Source organism: Geobacillus sp. WSUCF-018B, assembly GCF_002809985.1.
GTDB classification, from domain to species: Bacteria; Bacillota; Bacilli; order Bacillales; family Anoxybacillaceae; genus Geobacillus; species Geobacillus thermophilus.
Genome location: NZ_PIJF01000004.1, coordinates 68,552 through 88,548, shown reverse-complemented (window position 1 = coordinate 88,548; position 19,997 = coordinate 68,552). Strand labels below are relative to the sequence as shown.

Here is a 19,997-nt window from a genome sequence, read left to right as displayed (position 1 = left end):
CGAGTTCTTTCCGCTACCTAGGGCATTTTCTATGACCGAAATGCCCTATTTGTGCTGGGCTTTTTTATACACTAGCACTGGGGTGAATAGTTACGAAAAGATTATTACGTTGATTATAATGATCCCATCATTTTGTAATGACAAAGATGACAAAATGCCGATGATATGTGCGGCAAGAAGAGAATGATGCGCGAACATAAAGCGATGCTGAAAAAGAAGGGGGATCGCGATGGGCGGAAAAGCTGGTTATAAAGCCGAAGAGGGAAAATGGATCTGTGATCATTATGACTTTGCCCCAAACAGAATGCGTAAGTTCGCGTTTTTATATCTTGAAATGCGCTCAACACAAGATATCTAAACGCGGGCGGTTGCACCCGGCTATTAAGCCGGGTGAGGATTGAAACCTCTGCTACAAGTGTATAGCCGTCAACATATTTATTGTTGCACCCGGCTATTAAGCCGGGTGAGGATTGAAACCAAGATACTCGAGGAAGGGTATCTAGCGCGGTCGGTTGCACCCGGCTATTAAGCCGGGTGAGGATTGAAACTTTCCCAACTGGATCGCTAGCGGAGTATAAACAAGGTTGCACCCGGCTATTAAGCCGGGTGAGGATTGAAACTCGTCCGGGGTCGGGCAAGCTCCCTGCGTTCACGTTGCACCCGGCTATTAAGCCGGGTGAGGATTGAAACAAGCCATGCTTAATGACATGTTAGCGTTACCTAGCGTTGCACCCGGCTATTAAGCCGGGTGAGGATTGAAACTGAACAATCCGGAGAAAATCCAGCATTATCGTGAGGGTTGCACCCGGCTATTAAGCCGGGTGAGGATTGAAACAAGGTGAATTTTCAGAACCCGGCCACATTTGTCTCGTTGCACCCGGCTATTAAGCCGGGTGAGGATTGAAACCCAATCCCGATGAGCGCCGTTGCCAGCTCGGACATGTCGGTTGCACCCGGCTATTAAGCCGGGTGAGGATTGAAACACGGTTCTCACTTATCAAGTGAAAAAATACGCCGGGTTGCACCCGGCTATTAAGCCGGGTGAGGATTGAAACCTCTCGTTCTTGACGTAACCGGTCAGCAAAGGTGTTGCACCCGGCTATTAAGCCGGGTGAGGATTGAAACTTGTGGACGCCTGTAGAAGATTTCTTTCGTCTATGTTGCACCCGGCTATTAAGCCGGGTGAGGATTGAAACTACAAACGCTGGTGGGTGTGGGTGCTCGCGGTCAGTTGCACCCGGCTATTAAGCCGGGTGAGGATTGAAACCTGGCGAATGTTTATCCATTAAACGATAAACCATCGTTGCACCCGGCTATTAAGCCGGGTGAGGATTGAAACATAATCCACTGACGGCCGCATACGGCAATATGCACGTTGCACCCGGCTATTAAGCCGGGTGAGGATTGAAACTAACTCACACATCTTTTTCAATTGCACAGCAGTCGGTTGCACCCGGCTATTAAGCCGGGTGAGGATTGAAACAGAAGAAAAGTGGACAAGCGGGAGGTGAAAGAACAGTTGCACCCGGCTATTAAGCCGGGTGAGGATTGAAACAAATTTGGTCAGGCCAAGCAGGAATTTGCCGCTTGCTGTCGAATTCATGTTCACGAAAATTGTTGCTTCACCTTTTCCATATCTTCTTGAAACTTCTCATGTGTTTTCGCCAGCACTTCTTCGAAGACGCCGTCGAGCCGCTGTTCGAGGACGGCGATTCCTTCCCCGGTGATTCCGCCTTTGACGCACACTTTTTCCTGCAGCGTCGGGAGCGTGTACAAGTTTTGCTTCAACAATTCTGCGAAGCCGATGATCATGTCGGTCGCCAGCATCGTCGCCTGTTCTTTCGTGATGGCGGTTTTGGCCGCTGCGGCGTCGATGAAGCGTTGCAGCAAATAGCTGAAAAACGCCGGACCGCAGCTGGAGATGTCGGAAGCGACGCGGGTGATGGCCTCATCGATGTACACCGGCGAGGCGATGCGCCGGAGAAGATCATCGATCGTTTGCCGGCAGTCGGCCGAACAGCGTGATCCGATTGTGATGAGTATGCTGCCGGAGAGCGCGCGGTTTGTGATGCTCGGAATGGCGCGCACGACTTGGCAAGGGACGGCTGTTTCAAGCTGTTTTACGCTGATCGGGCTTGTGATCGACACAAGGCAATGCTCCCTTGTCCAGTGCGGGGCCAGCTGCTGCAACAATGGGTGGATGTCGAGCGGTTTGACGCATAAAAAAACGAGACTGGATTGTTTGACGACTTCAGCCGCATCGGCAACCACTGCCATGCCGGGATGCGCGCGTTGTATCGCGAACGCTTTCGCAAGCGTACGGTTCGTGATGACGAGCTGATCCGCTTTCACGGCGCCGGAGTCGAGGAACGCTTCGATTAAGATGGTGCCCATATTCCCCGTGCCGATGACGCCGATGTTCATGTGTTGTCCCCCCTCCCGGTTTTGGTTCACCGGAACTCTCTTTTTTGATATGTATGAGAAAAAGGCTCGGTTTATGACTTGAGATGGAAAGGATGGGATCGTATGTGGGAGCATGTGCAGGAGCTTGGCAAACGGTATGGAAAAGTCGGGATGTTCTTGTTGTTTGCCGCGGCGGCGGGGTTATGGGTGTTTCATCATCCGACGGATGAAAAGGGGCAAGTCGTTTTGCCGGCGGCGGCTGAAACGGATGCCGCCCGGACGGAAGAAAAAAAGAACGAGGCGTCAAAAACCGCTGTGGTGGATGTGAAAGGGGCGGTCGCGAACCCCGGAGTGTATGAGGTGGCGGCGGACGCTCGCGTTCGCGATGCCATCGCCCTAGCTGGCGGATTGACGGATGAGGCGGATGAAACGAAAGTCAATTTGGCAGCAAAAGTGCACGATGAAATGATGATTTACGTGCCGAAAAAAGGCGAGGCTGCACCGGCGTCAAATGCCGTCGGCAAGTCTCCAAGCGATGGGGATCGAAACGGGATGCAAGTGGCCATCAATACGGCGACGGAAGAGGAGTTGATGCAGCTTCCCGGCATCGGACCGGCGAAGGCAAACGCGATCATCGCCTATCGTGAAGAACACGGGCCGTTTCGGCGGGTGGAGGATTTGTTGAATGTGACTGGAATTGGTGAAAAAACGCTGGAGAAATTGAAGCCGTATTTGCTTGTTCCGTAAGCGAGGCGGGGGAGGGCAATGCTTCTTCATTTATGGCGGATCAAGGCTGCTGTGGACGTTTTTCGGCGTTGACGGGGGCAGGAGGCAGTGGGTAGACTAAAAGCATGGACACGAGCGGAGGGATGGAAAATGGAACGCATCACATGGGATCAATACTTTATGGCGCAAAGCCATTTGCTTGCGCTGCGCAGCACGTGCACGAGGCTCGCCGTCGGAGCGACGATCGTGCGCGATAAGCGCATCATCGCCGGCGGGTACAACGGGTCGATCGCCGGCGGCGCCCATTGCATTGATGAGGGGTGCTACGTCATTGACGGTCATTGTGTGCGGACGATTCACGCCGAAATGAACGCGATTTTGCAATGCGCCAAGTTCGGCGTCCCGACCGAGGGGGCGGAGATGTATGTCACTCATTTTCCGTGCTTGCATTGCTGCAAGGCGATCATTCAAAGCGGCATCCGCGCGGTCTATTACGCCCAAGACTACAAAAACCACCCGTACGCCTTGGAGCTGTTTGCTCAAGCTGGCGTCCGTCTCGTGCAAGTGCCGCTGAAAATGGATGTGTTCGCCTTGCTTTCCGGCGGCGGGGAATCATGAAAGGACAAGCCGTCTATCCCGCTGCGGCGGCGCTTTTGGCCGTCGCGGCGGCCTCGCCGTCCCCAACCGCCTGTCTTCTCCTCGTTGTGTATCTCCTTCTTCTTTTCATCCGCCGGCCGCACTGTTTCCTTCCTTCTCTCGTTGCCGCTCTCTCCTTTTTTGCCTATTTTCTCATTGTTGACTATCATAACAACACTTCCCTTTCCGGCGGCCGTCATTCGCTTTCCGTTCGTTTTTCCGCCGCGCCGGCAATTGACGGTGATCGATTGCAGGCGGCGGTGCAAGCTGGCAAGGAGCGGGTGCAGCTCCGTTACATCATTCGGACGGCTGCGGAAAAAGAGACGCTGCAAGCGCACCTGGTGCCTGGAACGGTATGCCGCGTCACCGGAACGCTTGAGCGCCCGATGCCAGCTGGCAATCCGTATGCGTTTGATTACCGCCTTTATTTGCGCCGCCACCGCATTCATTGGCTCTTTCTCCCTGAGGCGATCGATCTCTCTGCTTGCATGCGCGTCCGTCCCACTATCATCGAACGTCTTGAAGCCATTCGCGAGGCTGGCGTCCGCCGCATTGAAGCCCGGTTTCCGCCGGAAGCGGCTGGCATCGCCGCTGCACTGATTTATGGGGAGCAGCGCACCCTTGATGAGTCGGTCCTTGAAGGGTATCAGCAGCTCGGTCTCATCCATCTGCTAGCCATTTCAGGAGGGCATGTCACGCTGCTGATTGGCGCTGGTTTTGCCGGTGCGATTCGCTTCGTGACGAGGGAAGCCGTGCTGGCAGGGCTGTTGGCGTTTTTGCCTGTGTACGCCGTTCTCGCTGGCGCTTCGCCGTCGGTGCTGCGCGCTTGTGCGACTGGGATGATGGTGTTGGCCGTTCAGTGGAAAAAAGGAAGGATCCATCCGCTGGATGCGTTGAGTTGGACAACGCTTGCCTTGCTCGTCTTTGATCCCTATATGGTTTGGGATGTCGGTTTTCAGCTGTCGTTTCTTGTCACGTTTGCTCTTCTTGCCCATGTGTCGGTGCTCGCCTCTGCTCGTTCGATGCTCCAAAACTTGCTTCAGACCGCGCTCGCCGCTCAGCTTGCCGCACTGCCGATTTTGCTTTACCATTTTTATGAAATTTCTGTTTGGAGCATAGGGCTGAATGTCTTCTTCGTCCCTTGGTATTCATTTGTCATTTTGCCACTCGCGTTTCTATCTGCAGTTTTTCCCTTTTCTCCGTTCATTTGGCTGTTTAGCCGTCTCATTGAGCTGACAGACGCGGTTGTCTATTTTTTCGCGGCCGATCACCCGTTTATGCTTGTGCTCGGCCGTCCGGGGCCGTGGTGCTTAGCTGGCTATCTGACGGCCATCACGGCGGCGTTTTTGGATTGGGAACGCGGCCGCCTGATCCGCGGATTGACAGCGGTGGCGGCGGCGATGGCGCTTCAGCTGGCCGCCCCATACGTGGATCCGCACGGGGAAGTGACGGTATTGGATGTTGGGCAGGGGGACTGTATTTATATTGAGCTTCCTTATCGAAAAGCAGTCTATCTCATTGATACCAGCGGGACGCCGGAATGGGCGCGCGAACCGTGGCGCAAGCGGTCGCGGCCGTTTGCCGTCGGCCGCGACGTTGTCGTGCCGTTTTTAAAAGCCCAAGGGGTGAGGACGCTTGATCAACTGATTTTGACGCACGATGACGCCGACCATATCGGGGCTGCTCCCGAGGTGATGGGAGCCGTGCGCGTCAAGAAGATTGTCACAAGCCCAGGAGCGCTGCCGGCCGTCAAGGCGATGGCGCGCCCGTTTTCCGTGCCGGTGGCCGCCAGCGTGCGGGGGGATCGGTGGAAGGTGGGGGATGCCGCGTTTTCCGTATTGCACCCGGAGGCGGGAAACAATGAGGATAATAACGGCTCGCTTGTGTTGCTCGCCCGTCTCGGCGGCTTGATATGGCTGTTTGCTGGGGACATCGAAGAAGAGGCGGAACAGGCGCTCATCGATGCTTATCCGACGCTGCGTGCCGATGTATTGAAAGTCGCCCACCACGGCAGCAAAACGTCGACAACAGAGCCGTTTTTGCGGACAATCAAGCCGCGAGCGGCCATCATTTCCGTCGGCCGCTACAATCGCTACGGGCATCCGTCCTCCGAGGTGCTTATGCGGCTTAGGCAACAGCGGGCGATCGTTTGGCGGACGGATGAAAACGGAGCCATTCGCTATGTGTATGGCGAAAACGGTGGAACCTTTCAGGTGATGAAACCATAAGATGTAGTGCACAAAAAAACGGAACGTTTCAGCCAAGACAAAAAATAAGGATTGCTTGTGCAAGCAATCCTTACCGGCCGAAAAATTCGATCAGCGTGGCGATGATGAACATGGTGGCGAAAAAGCCGAACGACACAATGAAGCCGACGGCGGAATCGACGGCGTCATTTCGTTGACTTTGCACTTCTTTTTCAAATACGTTCATCGCTTTCCCCCTCCTCTGCACAATCATTTTTAGTATAGACGAAAATGATGAAAAAATCTACCGCCGCCCGCTTGTTTTCCTTCCTTGACAACAGTTGACACAAATACTTTCAAACGGCTGGGAAAACATAAAAATAACCCGCTGGCTGATAAGGTCCTAGGACTTGTCGGCTGGCGTTTATATAAAGGGGAACCGGTTTTCCCGACGGCCGGTTCCCTTGTAAAATGGCGAAAAACGGTGTATCTTTCTAGAAGAGACTTTCGCTTGGAAATGGAGAAGGGAACATGTTGGAACGTGTATGGGGAAACATGGAAAAACGGCGGTTTTCTCCGCTTTATTTATTATATGGCAGCGAGCCGTTTTTATTAATGGAAACGTATGACCGCCTCGTCAAGGCGGCTCTTAGCGAGGAGGAGCGCGAGTGGAATCTGGCCGTGTACGACTGCGAGGAAACGCCGGTCGAGGCGGCGCTTGAGGAGGCGGAGACAGTGCCGTTTTTCGGCGAACGGCGCGTCATTTTGGTGAAGAATCCATATTTTTTTACGGCGGAAAAGGACAAAGAGATCGAGCACGATTTGGCTAAGCTGGAGAACTATTTCAGGGCGCCGGCGCCGTTCTCGATCGTCGTCTTTTTGGCGCCGTATGACAAGCTCGATGAGCGGAAAAAAATTACCAAGCTCGCCAAGGAGCAGTGCGAAGTTGTGGCCGCCGCCCCGCTTCAGGAAGCGGAGCTGCGCGCTTGGGTGCGCCGCCGGTTGGAAAGCCAAGGAGCATCGGTGGCCGAGGAAGCCATTGAGCTGCTTTTGCAGCGGGCCGGAACGCGGTTGTCCGCGCTGGCGAACGAAATCGACAAGCTCGCTTTGTTTGCCGGACCGGGCGGAGTGGTGGATGAGGCGGCCGTCGAGCAGCTTGTCGCTCGCACGCCGGAAGAAAACGTCTTTGCGCTTGTCGAACAAGTGGCGAGGCGCGATATCCCGGGAGCATTGCAGACGTTTTACGATTTGCTTGAACATAATGAGGAGCCGATCAAAATTTTGGCGTTGCTTGCAAGCCATTTCCGCCTGTTGGCGCAAGTGAAATGGCTCGCCCAAACAGGTTATGGGCAGACGCAAATCGCTTCGGCCCTCAACGTGCATCCGTTCCGCGTCAAGCTCGCCCTTGCCCAAGCCGCCCGCTTTTCCGATGCGGAGCTGACGGAAGCGATCATCGAGCTGGCCGCCGCTGATTATGACGTAAAAAGCGGAGCCATGGACCGCCGGTTGGCCGTTGAGCTGTTGTTGATGCGTTGGGGCGCTCGCCCGGGGCGGAAAAGCCAGCGATAAAAAGCATGCGCCGTTGGCTTTTTTGCCGTCTGCTTCGCCTGCATGGCGGCGCCACAAAGAAAAAAGAGGGGACAAAAAAACGACCTGGCGCCAGGTCGTTTTTCATTAGGAAGCTTGAATGCTGTTCAATTTTTTCGCTAAGCGCGATTTTTGCCGGCTGGCGGCATTTTTATGGATAAGGCCTTTGCTCGCGGCTTTGTCTAATTTTTTCGACGCGACAATGAACGCTTCTTGCGCTTTTTCCACGTCTTTCAATTCAACGAGCGCTTCAAATTTTTTGATGGCCGTGCGCATGGCCGATTTCATCGAGGCGTTGTGGGCCCGACGTTTTTCGCTCGTTTTCGCGCGTTTGATCGCCGATTTAATGTTCGCCACGTCCGTTCACCTCCGTTATCGTTCCGATTTTTGCTCTGAACAAGAACAAGTGTTATTCTATCAAACGTGTTTTGATTATGCAAGAGTGTTCAAGCAAAAATCCTTTACGAAATATGAATGACGGCGCTTCATTGCGGCGACAATAAAAGAAAACGGCACAAGGAGGAACGACATGAAACAGCCGCTCGATTTGCGCATGTATTCGGTGCGCACCGACTTGGCGATCGAGGCGCATGAAATTGCGGTCGAGGAGCGTTTGCAACAAAAAAAGGAAGGCGCCTCCCCGATTGAGGGGGTCATCATCCGCGACCAAGAGATCGATGGCGTCAAGCTGTCGCACGTGCACGTCACGGAACAAGGAGCGGCATCGATCGGCAAAAAGCCGGGCCATTATGTGACGATTGAGGCGCAAGGCATCCGTGAACAAAATACGGAATTGCAGCAAAAAGTGCAGCATATTTTTTCGGAACAACTGAGCGCCTTTTTACAACGGCTCCGCATTCCCGAGCAAGCGAGCTGCCTAATTGTCGGGCTTGGCAACCAAAACGTCACGCCGGATGCGCTTGGGCCGCTGACGGTGGAAAACGTGCTTGTCACCCGTCATCTGTTTCAATTGCAGCCGGAAAGTGTTGAGGAAGGATTTCGCCCGGTGAGCGCCCTCGCTCCAGGGGTGATGGGAACGACCGGCATTGAGACGAGCGATATTATTGATGGCGTCGTCCGGAAAACGAAGCCGGATTTTGTCATCGTCATCGATGCGCTGGCCGCCCGTTCAATCGAACGGGTCAACGCGACGATCCAAATTTCCGACACCGGCATCCACCCCGGCTCGGGCGTTGGCAACAAGCGGAAAGAACTGAGCTACGAGACGCTCGGCATCCCGGTCATCTCGATCGGCGTCCCGACGGTCGTCGATGCCGTTTCGATCACAAGCGATACGATCGATTTCATTTTAAAGCATTTCGGCCGCGAAATGCGCGAAAGCCAGCGGCCGTCAAGCGCGCTGGCTCCGGCCGGCTGGGCGTTCGGGCGCAAAAAGAAGCTGACGGAGCAAGATATGCCGTCGCCAACCGAACGGTCGACGTTTCTCGGCATGGTCGGCACGCTTGGTGATGAAGAAAAGCGGCGTCTGATTTACGAAGTGCTCGCCCCGCTCGGTCATAACTTAATGGTGACGCCAAAAGAGGTCGATTCGTTCATCGGCGATATGGCGAACTTACTGGCCGGCGGCTTGAACGCGGCGCTGCACCGGCAGGTTGACCAAGGCAACGTCGGCTCTTACACCCACTAGACAAAAAACGGTTCTATCTTTCCCGGCTTGGCCATACGTTAAAGTGAGGAGACAAGCCGGGAAAGGGTGGGAATATGAAACGATGGCGCTCCCCCAACGTCGTGATCGCCGTTCCAGGAGCCAGCTTAAAAAAACTGTTTATGCTCATCATCCTTGGATGCATGATGATGTTTATGCTCGTCGGAGCGCTTACGTCGCTGCGGCCCGAATACCGTCCGTCGTCATCATCGCTGAACGATATGGCCGCCCATTTTCCGGAAGAGATGTTCATTCGCCTGTTTGGGCTCGAAAACCGGTATTTTCTCCAAATGCTTCCAAAAGAGCGGCAACAGACGAACTATTCATCGCTGTTGTTCCGCTTGGCGACAAGCATCAACCCCGACGATCCGCGCAGCTTGCTCGGCAGCGAGCTGCCGGGCTTTGCCTTGTATGACAGCAAAATTTTAATCGCCGGAGAAGGGACCGACTACACGAACATCCCGTATGAGTCGGCGCCGCCGCTGGAAGTGATGCTTGCCGAGCGGCAGGCGTCAGTCGAGGAGCTTGAGCAAGCCGAGCAAACCCAAGACGAAAAAGCGCTCCCGCCCCCGAAGCAAACGACGCAAGGCCGAAAAGTCGTCTATATTTACCATACACATACGCGCGAGTCGTATTTGCCGGCTTTAAAAGGCGTGACCGATCCAAATTTGGCGTTTCATCGGAGCGTGAATGTGACCAAAGTCGGGGAGAAATTGATGGAAGAATTGGAGAAGAGGGGCATCGGCGCGCAAGTGAACAAAACCGACATCGAAGCGGAGCTGTTGAAAAAAGGAATGACATACGCACAGGCGTATAACATGTCGCGGCAGACGGTCGTGGCAGCGATGAAGCAAAACCGTGACTTGCAATATTTTATTGACATTCACCGCGATGCGCATCGCCGGAAGTATACGACCACGACGATCAACGGTGTTGATTACGCGCGCGTGGCGTTTATCGTGGGCGGTGAGAACGCGGAATACGAAAAAAACTTGCAGCTGGCGACCGAGCTGCACCATTTGCTGCAGAAGAAATACCCGGGGTTGAGCCGCGGGGTCATTAAGAAGCAAGGAGCAGGAACCGATGGGAAATTTAACCAAGATTTATCCGGGAACGCCATTTTAGTGGAGTTTGGCGGCGTCGACAATACGTTCGCCGAGCTGTTCCGTTCGGCTGCGGCCTTTGCCGATGTGTTCAGCGAGTATTATTGGCAGGCGGAAAAAGTCGAGGCGCCGGCTCCGGCGGAGAAAAAGTAAAAAGGGGCATCGCATATGGCAAGATGGTTCATCCGGTTTAGCGCAGCGCTTTTCCTCTTGTTTTTTGGCGTGCTGCTCGGCATGCAGCAGGCGCACCGCGGCATTGAGAAGATGCGCGGCTATGCGGATCCGTCGCTTCCCGCCGTCATTGATCTCGAGAAAAACGGAAACGGGGAGATTGAGGCAGCCGTGTTCGGGCAGACAGTGGCGGCGGGCGATTTGCAGAAAAAACAAGAAGTGGTTCGGGAACTGAAAACGTTCAACCTCTTTTCTGAACTCGGCCGGCGGCTGGCCGATGGCGCAACCGCGCTTGTGGAAACGTTGCTGTCATTCGCTGGGCGGGCCGTCGACTAAATCGGTCCGCCGCTTTCGGCGCGGCGCCGGCAGACGATTCACCGCCTCGTATGGGCGGCTTTTTTGTTTGTCATTGAATCTTCTCTCCTCTGTTGCTATAATCAAAGCTAGTGTAGTTTTGCGAAAAAGCAGGAGTGAGAGACGATGAACCGGGAAGAACGGTTGAAACGGCAGGAACGGATTCGCAACTTTTCCATTATCGCTCACATTGACCACGGAAAATCGACGCTTGCGGACCGCATTTTGGAAAAAACAGGCGCGCTGTCGGAGCGCGAGTTGCGCGAGCAGACGTTGGACATGATGGATCTTGAGCGCGAGCGCGGCATTACGATCAAATTGAATGCGGTCCAGTTGACATACAAAGCGAAAAATGGCGAGGAGTATATTTTCCATTTGATCGATACGCCGGGCCATGTCGATTTTACGTACGAAGTGTCGCGCAGCTTGGCGGCCTGCGAGGGAGCGATTTTGGTCGTCGATGCGGCGCAAGGCATCGAAGCGCAGACGCTTGCAAATGTGTATTTAGCGATCGATAACAACTTGGAAATTTTGCCTGTTATTAACAAAATTGATTTGCCAAGCGCCGAACCGGAGCGCGTCCGCCAAGAAATCGAGGACGTCATCGGCCTCGATGCGTCTGAAGCCGTGCTCGCTTCAGCGAAAGTCGGCATCGGCATTGAAGAAATCTTGGAACAAATCGTGGAGAAAATTCCCGCTCCGTCGGGCGATCCAGACGCGCCGCTGAAAGCGCTCATTTTCGACTCGCTTTACGACCCGTACCGCGGCGTTGTCGCGTATGTCCGCATTGTCGACGGGACGGTGAAGCCGGGCCAGCGCATTAAAATGATGTCGACCGGCAAAGAATTTGAAGTGACCGAAGTCGGCGTCTTTACGCCGAAACAAAAAATCGTCGACGAGCTCACGGTCGGCGATGTCGGCTATTTGACAGCGTCCATTAAAAATGTCAAAGATACGCGTGTCGGCGATACGATCACCGACGCCGAACGGCCGGCCGTCGAGCCGCTCCCCGGCTACCGGAAGCTCAACCCGATGGTGTTTTGCGGCATGTATCCGATCGATACGGCGCGCTACAATGACTTGCGCGAGGCGCTCGAGAAGCTGCAATTGAACGATGCGGCGCTCCACTTTGAGCCGGAAACGTCGCAGGCGCTTGGGTTCGGCTTCCGCTGTGGGTTTCTCGGCTTGCTGCATATGGAAATCATTCAAGAGCGGATTGAGCGCGAGTTTCATATCGACTTAATTACGACGGCTCCGAGCGTCGTCTACAAAGTTCATTTGACCGATGGCACCGAAGTTTCGGTCGACAATCCGACGAACATGCCGGATCCACAGAAAATCGACCGCATCGAAGAGCCGTATGTGAAGGCGACGATCATGGTGCCGAACGACTACGTCGGGCCGGTCATGGAGCTGTGCCAAGGAAAGCGCGGCACGTTCGTTGATATGCAATATTTGGACGAAAAGCGGGTCATGCTGATTTATGACATTCCGCTGTCGGAAATCGTGTACGACTTTTTTGACGCCTTAAAGTCGAACACGAAAGGGTACGCGTCATTCGACTATGAGTTGATCGGCTATCGGCCGTCCAATCTTGTCAAAATGGACATTTTGTTGAATGGCGAAAAAATTGACGCTTTGTCGTTTATCGTCCATCGCGAGGCGGCGTACGAACGCGGCAAAGTGATCGTGGAAAAACTGAAAGACTTAATTCCGCGCCAGCAGTTTGAGGTGCCGGTGCAAGCCGCCATCGGCAACAAAATCATCGCCCGCTCGACGATCAAGGCGCTGCGCAAAAACGTGCTCGCCAAATGTTACGGCGGCGACGTGTCACGGAAGCGGAAGCTGCTCGAGAAGCAAAAGGAAGGAAAAAAACGGATGAAACAAATCGGCTCGGTCGAAGTGCCGCAAGAAGCGTTTATGGCTGTCTTGAAAATCGACGACCAGAAAAAATGACGGGCAAGGCTGTCTCCTTCGGGGATGGCCTTGTTTGTTTATCGCCATGCGACGCTGACGGGAAGATGAGGGACGGCAGTCCGGCTGCAGCCGAAGGGAGGATGACGATGGCAACATCAGCATATTTTCACATTCCGTTTTGCGCCCATATTTGCCATTATTGCGATTTTAACAAAGTGTTTGCTGCCGGTCAGCCGATTGACGACTATTTGCGGGCGATGGACAAGGAAATGGCGCGGACGGCGGCCGAGTTCGGCAACCGCCTTGAGACGCTGTTTATCGGCGGCGGCACGCCGACGGTGCTGGAGCCGGCGCAGCTTGGGCGCTTGCTTGAGAGCATTCACCGCCATTTTCAGTTTGATCCGCAAACAGCTGAATTTACGGTTGAGGCGAACCCGGATGGGCTGACGAAAGAAAAACTCGCCGTTCTCCGCGAAGCCGGGGTCAATCGGTTGAGCCTTGGGGTGCAGACGTTTGATGACCGGCTTCTGCAAGCGATCGGCCGCACGCACCGGCGCGGGGATATCGTGCAGGCGGTAGAGCGGGCGAGGGAGGCCGGGTTTGCCAACATCAGCCTCGATCTGATGTACGGGCTTCCCGGGCAGACGCTTGAGCAGTTTCTCGCCGATTTGGACGCCGCGTTTTCGCTTCACGTTCCGCACCTCTCCGCCTATTCGCTTATCCTTGAGCCGAAAACGATCTTTTACAACGAGTGGCGCAAGGGCCGACTCCATCTCCCGGGAGAAGAGGCGGAAGCGGCCATGTACGAAGCGGCGATGGAGCGAACCGAAGCGTGCGGCTACCAGCAGTATGAAATCAGCAATTACGCGTTTCCGGGGTTTGAAAGCCGTCACAACCTCACTTATTGGAACAACGAAGAGTATTACGGCATCGGCGCCGGGGCGCACAGCTATATCGGCGGGGTGCGGCGCGCCAATATCGGTCCGGTCCGCCATTATATCGCCAAGGTGGACAACGGCGAATGGCCGCACCGCGATGTGCACCGGTTGACGCTTCAAGAGCAAATGGAAGAGGAAATGTTTTTAGGGTTGCGCAAAACGGAAGGGGTGTCGAAAGCCCGCTTCCGGCAAAAGTTTGGCCGCGATATGCACGATATCTTCGGCAAGGCGATCCGCGCCGAAGTGGAAAACGGGCGCTTGAAAGAAACGGAGACTCACGTCCGCTTGACAAAGCGCGGCAAGCTGCTCGGCAACGAAGTGTTCGCCGCCTTTCTCGGCGAAATGTAAAGATTGACATTTGCCGGGCGATTTGTTACCCTAGTAATAGATTTAGCACTCGAATTGATCGAGTGCTAACAGAGGTGAGAAACGTGTTAACGGACCGCCAACTGCTGATTTTGCAGGTGATTATCGACGATTTCATTCGTTCCGGGCAGCCGGTCGGTTCGCGGACGTTATCGAAAAAGCACCAAATTGCGTTCAGTTCAGCGACGATTCGCAATGAAATGGCGGATTTGGAAGAGCTCGGCTACATTGAAAAAACGCACATTTCCTCTGGCCGCGTGCCGTCGGAAAAAGGGTATCGGTACTACGTCGACCATCTGCTGCCGCCGCAGCGGCTGACAAGAGCCGATATTCAGAAAATCCGCTCCGTGTTTGCCGAACGCATCTATGAGCTCGAGAAGCTGATGCAAAAGTCGGCGCAAATTTTATCCGACTTGACGAACTACACGTCGATCGCCCTCGGTCCGGCGTTTAAAGAAAGCAAACTGAAGCGGATGCAAATCGTTCCGCTCAACGAGCAGACGGCTGTGGCCATCGTTGTGACCGATACCGGCCATGTCGAAAACCGGGTCGTGACGATTCCGCCATCGGTCAACGCCGGCGACCTTGAAAAGATGGTCAACATTTTGAACGGGCGGCTCAGCGGCGTTCCGCTCATCGATTTAAAAGAAAAAATCAAGACGGAAGTGGCCGATGTGCTGCGCCGGCACATCCGCAATTATGACAGCCTGCTCAATATGCTGATCGACACGCTCGATCTTCCTGAAGAGGAGAAAATGTTTTTCGCCGGCACAGCCAACATGCTCAATCAGCCGGAATTCAGCGACATTGAAAAAGTGCGCCCGCTTCTGAACATCATTGAGCAGGAAAAAGACATTTACCGTCTGCTTCGCAAGCAAAGCCAAAAAGGGGTGCAGGTGTCGATCGGCCGGGAAAACGAATTGCACGGCATGGAAAACTGCAGCCTCATTACGGCGACATACTCGGTCGGCGAGGAGCCGCTCGGAACGATCGCGATTCTCGGGCCGACGCGCATGGAGTATTCGCGCGTCATCACGGTGTTGAACCGCGTCGCTTCCGATTTGTCGGCCGCGTTGACGAAATGGTATCAAAATCAGTAACAATGGCCATATTGGTTAACGGATGGATTCGCCAATCCATCCGTTCCTTGTGGCCATTGATACATAGAATGACGAGCCCGAAGGGGAGGTGAAGGCAATGGAACAAGGAGACAAACGTGCTGGTCAAGCTACATACAACGAGCCGGAGATGGAACAGCCGGCATCGGCGGAAGAGGCAGGCGTGCCACCGGAAGGCGAAAGGGACGACGCTAGGCAAAACGATGCCGCCGGGCAAGGCGATGGGAAGCCGGCGGAGGCTTCCACGGGGGCCGAACCTGCCGGGGAGGAGCGCGCCGAGACAGAGGAGCTGGCTGCCGCCAAAGCGCAAGTAGCGGAGCTGGAAGCGAAGCTGGCTGAGATGGAACACCGCTATCTCCGCCTGTATGCCGATTTTGAAAACTTCCGCCGCCGGACGCGCCAAGAGCTGGAAGCGGCTGAAAAATACCGCGCCCAAAGTTTGGCGAGCGATTTGCTTCCGGTGCTCGACAACTTTGAGCGCGCGTTGAAAATAGAGACGGAAAACGAGCAGGCAAAATCGATTTTGCAAGGAATGGAGATGGTGTATCGCTCGCTTTTGGACGCCTTGAAAAAAGAAGGCGTCGAGGCGATTGAGGCGGTCGGAAAACCGTTTGACCCCCATCTGCATCAGGCGGTCATGCAGACGGACGAAGATGGCTATGAGCCGAATACAGTCGTCGAAGAGCTGCAAAAAGGCTACAAGCTGAAAGACCGCATTCTCCGTCCTGCGATGGTCAAAGTCAGCCAATAACGGAAATGGAGGGTGATGAGCGATGAGTAAAATTATCGGCATTGACTTAGGAACAACGAACTCTTGCGTCGCCGTGCTCGAAGGCGGCGAGGCGAAAGTCATCCCGAACCCGGAAGGAAACCGCACGACCCCATCGGTCGTGGCGTTCAAAAACGGGGAGCGCTTAGTGGGCGAAGTCGCCAAACGGCAGGCGATCACGAACCCGAACACGATCATCTCGATCAAGCGCCATATGGGCACGGACTACAAAGTGGAGATTGAAGGAAAGCAATATACGCCGCAAGAAATTTCAGCCATCATTTTGCAATATTTGAAATCGTACGCCGAAGACTACTTGGGCGAACCGGTGACGCGGGCGGTCATTACGGTGCCGGCCTATTTCAACGACGCGCAGCGCCAAGCGACGAAAGACGCCGGCCGCATCGCCGGGCTTGAAGTCGAGCGCATCATCAACGAGCCGACGGCAGCAGCGCTTGCTTACGGCCTCGACAAAGAAGAGGACCAAACGATTCTCGTCTATGACTTGGGCGGCGGAACGTTTGACGTTTCGATTTTGGAGCTTGGCGACGGCGTCTTTGAAGTGAAAGCGACCGCCGGCGACAACCATTTGGGCGGCGACGATTTCGACCAAGTGATCATCGATTATTTGGTCAATCAGTTCAAACAAGAGCACGGCATCGATTTGTCCAAAGACAAAATGGCGCTCCAGCGCTTGAAAGATGCGGCTGAAAAGGCGAAAAAAGAACTGTCGGGCGTGACGCAGACGCAAATTTCGCTGCCGTTTATCAGCGCCAATGAAAACGGTCCGCTTCACTTGGAAACGACGCTCACGCGGGCGAAGTTTGAAGAACTGTCCGCCCACCTCGTTGAACGGACGATGGGGCCGGTTCGCCAGGCGCTGCAAGATGCCGGCTTGACGCCTGCCGATATTGACAAAGTCATTTTGGTTGGCGGTTCGACCCGCATTCCAGCTGTCCAGGAAGCGATTAAGCGCGAGCTTGGCAAAGAGCCGCATAAAGGCGTCAATCCGGACGAAGTCGTGGCGATCGGCGCCGCGATCCAAGGCGGGGTCATTGCCGGCGAAGTGAAAGATGTCGTCTTGCTTGACGTCACACCGCTGTCGCTCGGCATTGAGACGATGGGCGGCGTATTTACGAAATTGATCGAGCGGAACACGACCATTCCGACAAGCAAGTCGCAAGTGTTCACAACAGCCGCCGACAACCAAACGACCGTAGACATTCATGTGCTGCAAGGGGAGCGTCCGATGGCGGCGGACAACAAAACGCTCGGCCGCTTCCAGCTGACTGGGATTCCGCCGGCGCCGCGCGGCGTGCCGCAAATTGAAGTGACGTTTGACATTGACGCCAACGGCATCGTCCATGTGCGCGCGAAAGACTTGGGGACGAACAAAGAACAGTCGATCACGATCAAATCGTCGTCCGGCCTGTCGGAAGAAGAAATCCAGCGTATGATCAAAGAGGCGGAAGAAAACGCCGAAGCCGACCGGAAGCGGAAAGAGGCTGCCGAACTGCGCAATGAAGCGGACCAGCTTATTTTCACGACAGAAAAAACGTTAAAAGAAGTCGAAGGAAAAGTGAGCGCCGATGAGATCAAGAAAGCGCAAGAGGCAAAAGATGCGTTGAAGGCGGCGCTTGAGAAAAACGACATCGATGACATCCGCAAGAAAAAAGACGCGCTGCAGGAAGCGGTGCAGCAGCTGTCGATCAAGCTGTATGAGCAAGCGGCGAAACAGGCGCAAGACGCTGGAGCGCAAGCCGACGCGGCCAAACGGGACAACGTTGTTGATGCGGAATTTGAGGAAGTGAAGGATGACAAATAATGCTGCCGAAAGTCAAAGTCAGGCCTGCCTTGGCTTTGACTTTTTTTCTAGCATTCACATATTGCCATTAACCAAAGGGAAATGATAAAATAAAATTTATGTGAATGAATCGGGAGTGGATGATCAACGATGGCGAAGCGCGATTACTACGAAGTTCTCGGCGTCAGCAAAAACGCGACGAAAGACGAGATCAAAAAAGCGTACCGAAAGCTTTCGAAGCAGTATCATCCAGACATTAACAAAGCGCCGGACGCCGCGGAAAAGTTTAAAGAAATTAAAGAGGCGTACGAAGTATTGAGCGACGACGAAAAGCGGGCCCGCTACGACCGGTTCGGCCATGCCGACCCGAACGAAGCGTTTGGCGGCGGCGGATTCCAAGGCGGAGGGTTTGATTTCGGCGGCTTTAGCGGCTTTGGTGGGTTTGAAGATATTTTTGAGACGTTTTTCGGCGGCGGGCCGCGCCGGCGGGCGAGCGGGCCGCGCAAAGGGGCCGATGTGGAATACATGATGACGCTCACATTTGAGGAAGCGGCATTTGGAAAAGAAACGGAAATTGAAGTGCCGCGCGAAGAGACGTGCGAAACGTGCCATGGCAGCGGCGCCAAACCGGGCACAAGCCCCCAGCCGTGCTCACGTTGCGGCGGCAGCGGGCAAATCACGAGCGAGCAGGCGACGCCGTTTGGCCGCATCATCAACCGTCGGACATGTCCGACATGTGGCGGGACGGGCCGGTACATTCCGGAAAAATGTCCGACATGCGGCGGGACGGGCCGCGTCAAGCAACGGAAAAAGATTCATGTCAAAATCCCGGCCGGCGTCGACGACGGCCAGCAGCTGCGTGTCGCCGGCCAAGGGGAGCCAGGGGTCAACGGCGGGCCGCCGGGGGACTTGTACATCATTTTCCGCGTGGAGCCGCATGAATTTTTCGAGCGCGACGGGCTCGACATTTATTGTGAAGTGCCGCTTTCCTTTGCTCAAGCGGCGCTCGGCGATGAGATTGAGGTGCCGACGCTCTATGGCGATGTGAAGTTGAAAATTCCGGCCGGCACGCAAACGGGCACGCGCTTCCGCCTGAGAGGGAAAGGAGTGCCAAACGTGCGCGGCTATGGACAGGGGGATCAGCACGTCATCGTCCGCGTCGTGACGCCGACGAAGCTGACGGAAAAACAAAAGCAACTGCTGCGCGAGTTTGACCGGCTTGGTGGGGAGACGATGCACGACGGGCCGCACGGCCGTTTTTTTGAGAAAGTCAAAAAGGCGTTTAAAGGAGAAGCGTGAGCGCGATGAAATGGTCGGAAATCAGCATTCATACGACGCACGAGGCGGTCGAGGCGATTTCGAACATTTTGCATGAGGCCGGCGCCGGCGGCGTGGTCATTGAAGATCCGTACGATCTTGTGAAAGACCGCGATGACTGGTACGGGGAAATCGTCGAACTCAATCCGGACGATTATCCGGAAGAAGGCGTCATCATTAAGGCGTATTTGCCGGTCAACAGCTTTCTTGGCGAAACGGTCGAACAAATTAAACAAGCGATTAACAATTTATGGCTATATGATATTGACCTTGGAAAAAATAAGATTACATTGAGCGAAGTGAATGAGGAAGAGTGGGCGACGGCGTGGAAAAAGCATTATCATCCGGTGAAAGTGTCGGAGAAGTTTACGATCGTGCCGACGTGGGAAACGTATGAGCCGGTTTCCGATGATGAGTTGATCATTGAAATGGATCCGGGCATGGCGTTTGGCACCGGCACCCACCCGACGACGGTCATGTGCCTGCAGGCGCTCGAAAAATATGTGCGCCCCGGCGATGCGGTCATTGACGTCGGCACCGGCTCCGGCATTTTAAGCATCGCTGCGGCGATGCTCGGCGCCCGGTCGGTGCGGGCGTTCGATTTGGATCCGGTCGCAGTCGACAGCGCACGGCTGAACGTCAAGCTCAATAAAGTGCAGTCGGTCGTTACGGTGGCGCAAAACAATTTGCTTGACCATGTCGATGAGCCGGCTGATGTGATTGTCGCCAACATTTTGGCGGAAATCATTTTGCGTTTTGCCTCCGACGCTTTCCGGCTGCTGAAGCCGGGCGGCCGCTTCATCACCTCCGGCATCATCCAGGCGAAAAAGCAGGACGTCAAAGACGGGCTGCTGGCGGCTGGGTTTGTCATTGAGGAAGTGAACGTGATGGAAGATTGGGTCGCGTTAGTCGCCATCAAGTCGTAAACAAAGAAGG

The 19,997-nt window shown here is 54.7% G+C and carries 19 protein-coding genes and 1 CRISPR repeat array; of the genes, 16 read left to right on the top strand and 3 right to left on the bottom strand.

Annotated elements, in window-relative coordinates:
• On the top strand, window positions 1-187 hold a 187-nt coding region (locus CV944_RS17560), incomplete at its 5' end, for a hypothetical protein (RefSeq protein ID WP_145994816.1).
• Window positions 188-229: 42 nt separating this feature from the next.
• Window positions 230-358, top strand: a complete 129-nt coding sequence (locus tag CV944_RS17835) for a hypothetical protein (protein ID WP_255408620.1) — start codon at window positions 230-232, stop codon at window positions 356-358.
• 9 nt (window positions 359-367) lie between these two features.
• Window positions 368-1,555: a CRISPR direct-repeat array (repeat unit 37 nt; unit sequence GTTGCACCCGGCTATTAAGCCGGGTGAGGATTGAAAC).
• 50 nt (window positions 1,556-1,605) lie between these two features.
• Here the strand turns inward: CV944_RS17835 and comER are convergent.
• Window positions 1,606-2,424: a late competence protein ComER gene (gene comER, locus CV944_RS02580; protein WP_047818724.1), complete on the bottom strand. Its 819-nt coding sequence runs from the start codon at window positions 2,422-2,424 to the stop codon at window positions 1,606-1,608.
• A gap of 102 nt (window positions 2,425-2,526) precedes the next feature.
• On the opposite strand from comER, the gene CV944_RS02575 reads away from it, so the two are divergent.
• From CV944_RS02575 to CV944_RS02565, 3 genes are all read left to right on the top strand, one after another.
• Window positions 2,527-3,150: a helix-hairpin-helix domain-containing protein gene (locus tag CV944_RS02575; protein WP_100663800.1), complete on the top strand. Its 624-nt coding sequence runs from the start codon at window positions 2,527-2,529 to the stop codon at window positions 3,148-3,150.
• Between the two features lie 129 nt (window positions 3,151-3,279).
• Complete coding sequence (locus CV944_RS02570; RefSeq protein WP_033009609.1) at window positions 3,280-3,747, top strand: ComE operon protein 2; 468 nt, start codon at window positions 3,280-3,282, stop codon at window positions 3,745-3,747.
• Window positions 3,744-5,993: a DNA internalization-related competence protein ComEC/Rec2 gene (locus tag CV944_RS02565; RefSeq protein ID WP_100663799.1), complete on the top strand. Its 2,250-nt coding sequence runs from the start codon at window positions 3,744-3,746 to the stop codon at window positions 5,991-5,993. Before CV944_RS02570 ends, CV944_RS02565 begins: the two co-directional genes overlap by 4 nt.
• Window positions 5,994-6,063: 70 nt before the next feature.
• On the opposite strand, the gene CV944_RS02560 is transcribed toward CV944_RS02565, so the two are convergent.
• A complete protein-coding gene (locus CV944_RS02560) occupies window positions 6,064-6,198 on the bottom strand; it encodes a YqzM family protein (RefSeq protein ID WP_011231993.1) in 135 nt (44 codons plus the stop codon).
• 284 nt (window positions 6,199-6,482) lie between these two features.
• Between CV944_RS02560 and holA the strand changes: the two genes are divergently transcribed.
• Complete coding sequence (holA, locus tag CV944_RS02555; protein ID WP_100663798.1) at window positions 6,483-7,520, top strand: DNA polymerase III subunit delta; 1,038 nt, start codon at window positions 6,483-6,485, stop codon at window positions 7,518-7,520.
• A gap of 105 nt (window positions 7,521-7,625) precedes the next feature.
• Here holA and rpsT read toward each other — a convergent pair whose 3' ends face one another.
• Entirely contained in the window at window positions 7,626-7,895 is a 270-nt protein-coding gene (gene rpsT, locus CV944_RS02550; RefSeq protein WP_033009618.1) for a 30S ribosomal protein S20, read from the bottom strand.
• Between the two features lie 172 nt (window positions 7,896-8,067).
• On the opposite strand from rpsT, the gene gpr reads away from it, so the two are divergent.
• From gpr to prmA, 10 genes are all read left to right on the top strand, one after another.
• Window positions 8,068-9,186: a GPR endopeptidase gene (gpr, locus tag CV944_RS02545; RefSeq protein ID WP_050367567.1), complete on the top strand. Its 1,119-nt coding sequence runs from the start codon at window positions 8,068-8,070 to the stop codon at window positions 9,184-9,186.
• A 74-nt stretch (window positions 9,187-9,260) separates the two neighbouring features.
• Window positions 9,261-10,460: a stage II sporulation protein P gene (spoIIP, locus tag CV944_RS02540; RefSeq protein WP_050367566.1), complete on the top strand. Its 1,200-nt coding sequence runs from the start codon at window positions 9,261-9,263 to the stop codon at window positions 10,458-10,460.
• Window positions 10,461-10,475: 15 nt separating this feature from the next.
• Complete coding sequence (locus CV944_RS02535) at window positions 10,476-10,814, top strand: DUF3679 domain-containing protein (protein ID WP_033009625.1); 339 nt, start codon at window positions 10,476-10,478, stop codon at window positions 10,812-10,814.
• A 144-nt stretch (window positions 10,815-10,958) separates the two neighbouring features.
• On the top strand, window positions 10,959-12,788 hold the full coding sequence (gene lepA / locus CV944_RS02530) for a translation elongation factor 4 (RefSeq protein ID WP_100659088.1): 1,830 nt from the start codon (window positions 10,959-10,961) through the stop codon (window positions 12,786-12,788).
• A gap of 107 nt (window positions 12,789-12,895) precedes the next feature.
• Window positions 12,896-14,035, top strand: coding sequence for a radical SAM family heme chaperone HemW (gene hemW, locus CV944_RS02525; protein WP_100659087.1), 1,140 nt, complete (start codon window positions 12,896-12,898; stop codon window positions 14,033-14,035).
• A gap of 83 nt (window positions 14,036-14,118) precedes the next feature.
• Window positions 14,119-15,153, top strand: coding sequence for a heat-inducible transcriptional repressor HrcA (gene hrcA / locus CV944_RS02520; RefSeq protein ID WP_047818719.1), 1,035 nt, complete (start codon window positions 14,119-14,121; stop codon window positions 15,151-15,153).
• A 97-nt stretch (window positions 15,154-15,250) separates the two neighbouring features.
• Complete coding sequence (gene grpE, locus CV944_RS02515) at window positions 15,251-15,922, top strand: nucleotide exchange factor GrpE (RefSeq protein ID WP_100659086.1); 672 nt, start codon at window positions 15,251-15,253, stop codon at window positions 15,920-15,922.
• 22 nt (window positions 15,923-15,944) lie between these two features.
• Window positions 15,945-17,765, top strand: coding sequence for a molecular chaperone DnaK (gene dnaK, locus CV944_RS02510; protein ID WP_033009632.1), 1,821 nt, complete (start codon window positions 15,945-15,947; stop codon window positions 17,763-17,765).
• A 129-nt stretch (window positions 17,766-17,894) separates the two neighbouring features.
• On the top strand, window positions 17,895-19,043 hold the full coding sequence (gene dnaJ / locus CV944_RS02505; RefSeq protein ID WP_047818718.1) for a molecular chaperone DnaJ: 1,149 nt from the start codon (window positions 17,895-17,897) through the stop codon (window positions 19,041-19,043).
• Between the two features lie 5 nt (window positions 19,044-19,048).
• The gene (prmA, locus tag CV944_RS02500; RefSeq protein ID WP_033009663.1) at window positions 19,049-19,987 is read left to right on the top strand and encodes a 50S ribosomal protein L11 methyltransferase; all 939 of its coding nucleotides are present in this window, start codon (window positions 19,049-19,051) and stop codon (window positions 19,985-19,987) included.
• Window positions 19,988-19,997 lie beyond the last annotated feature (10 nt).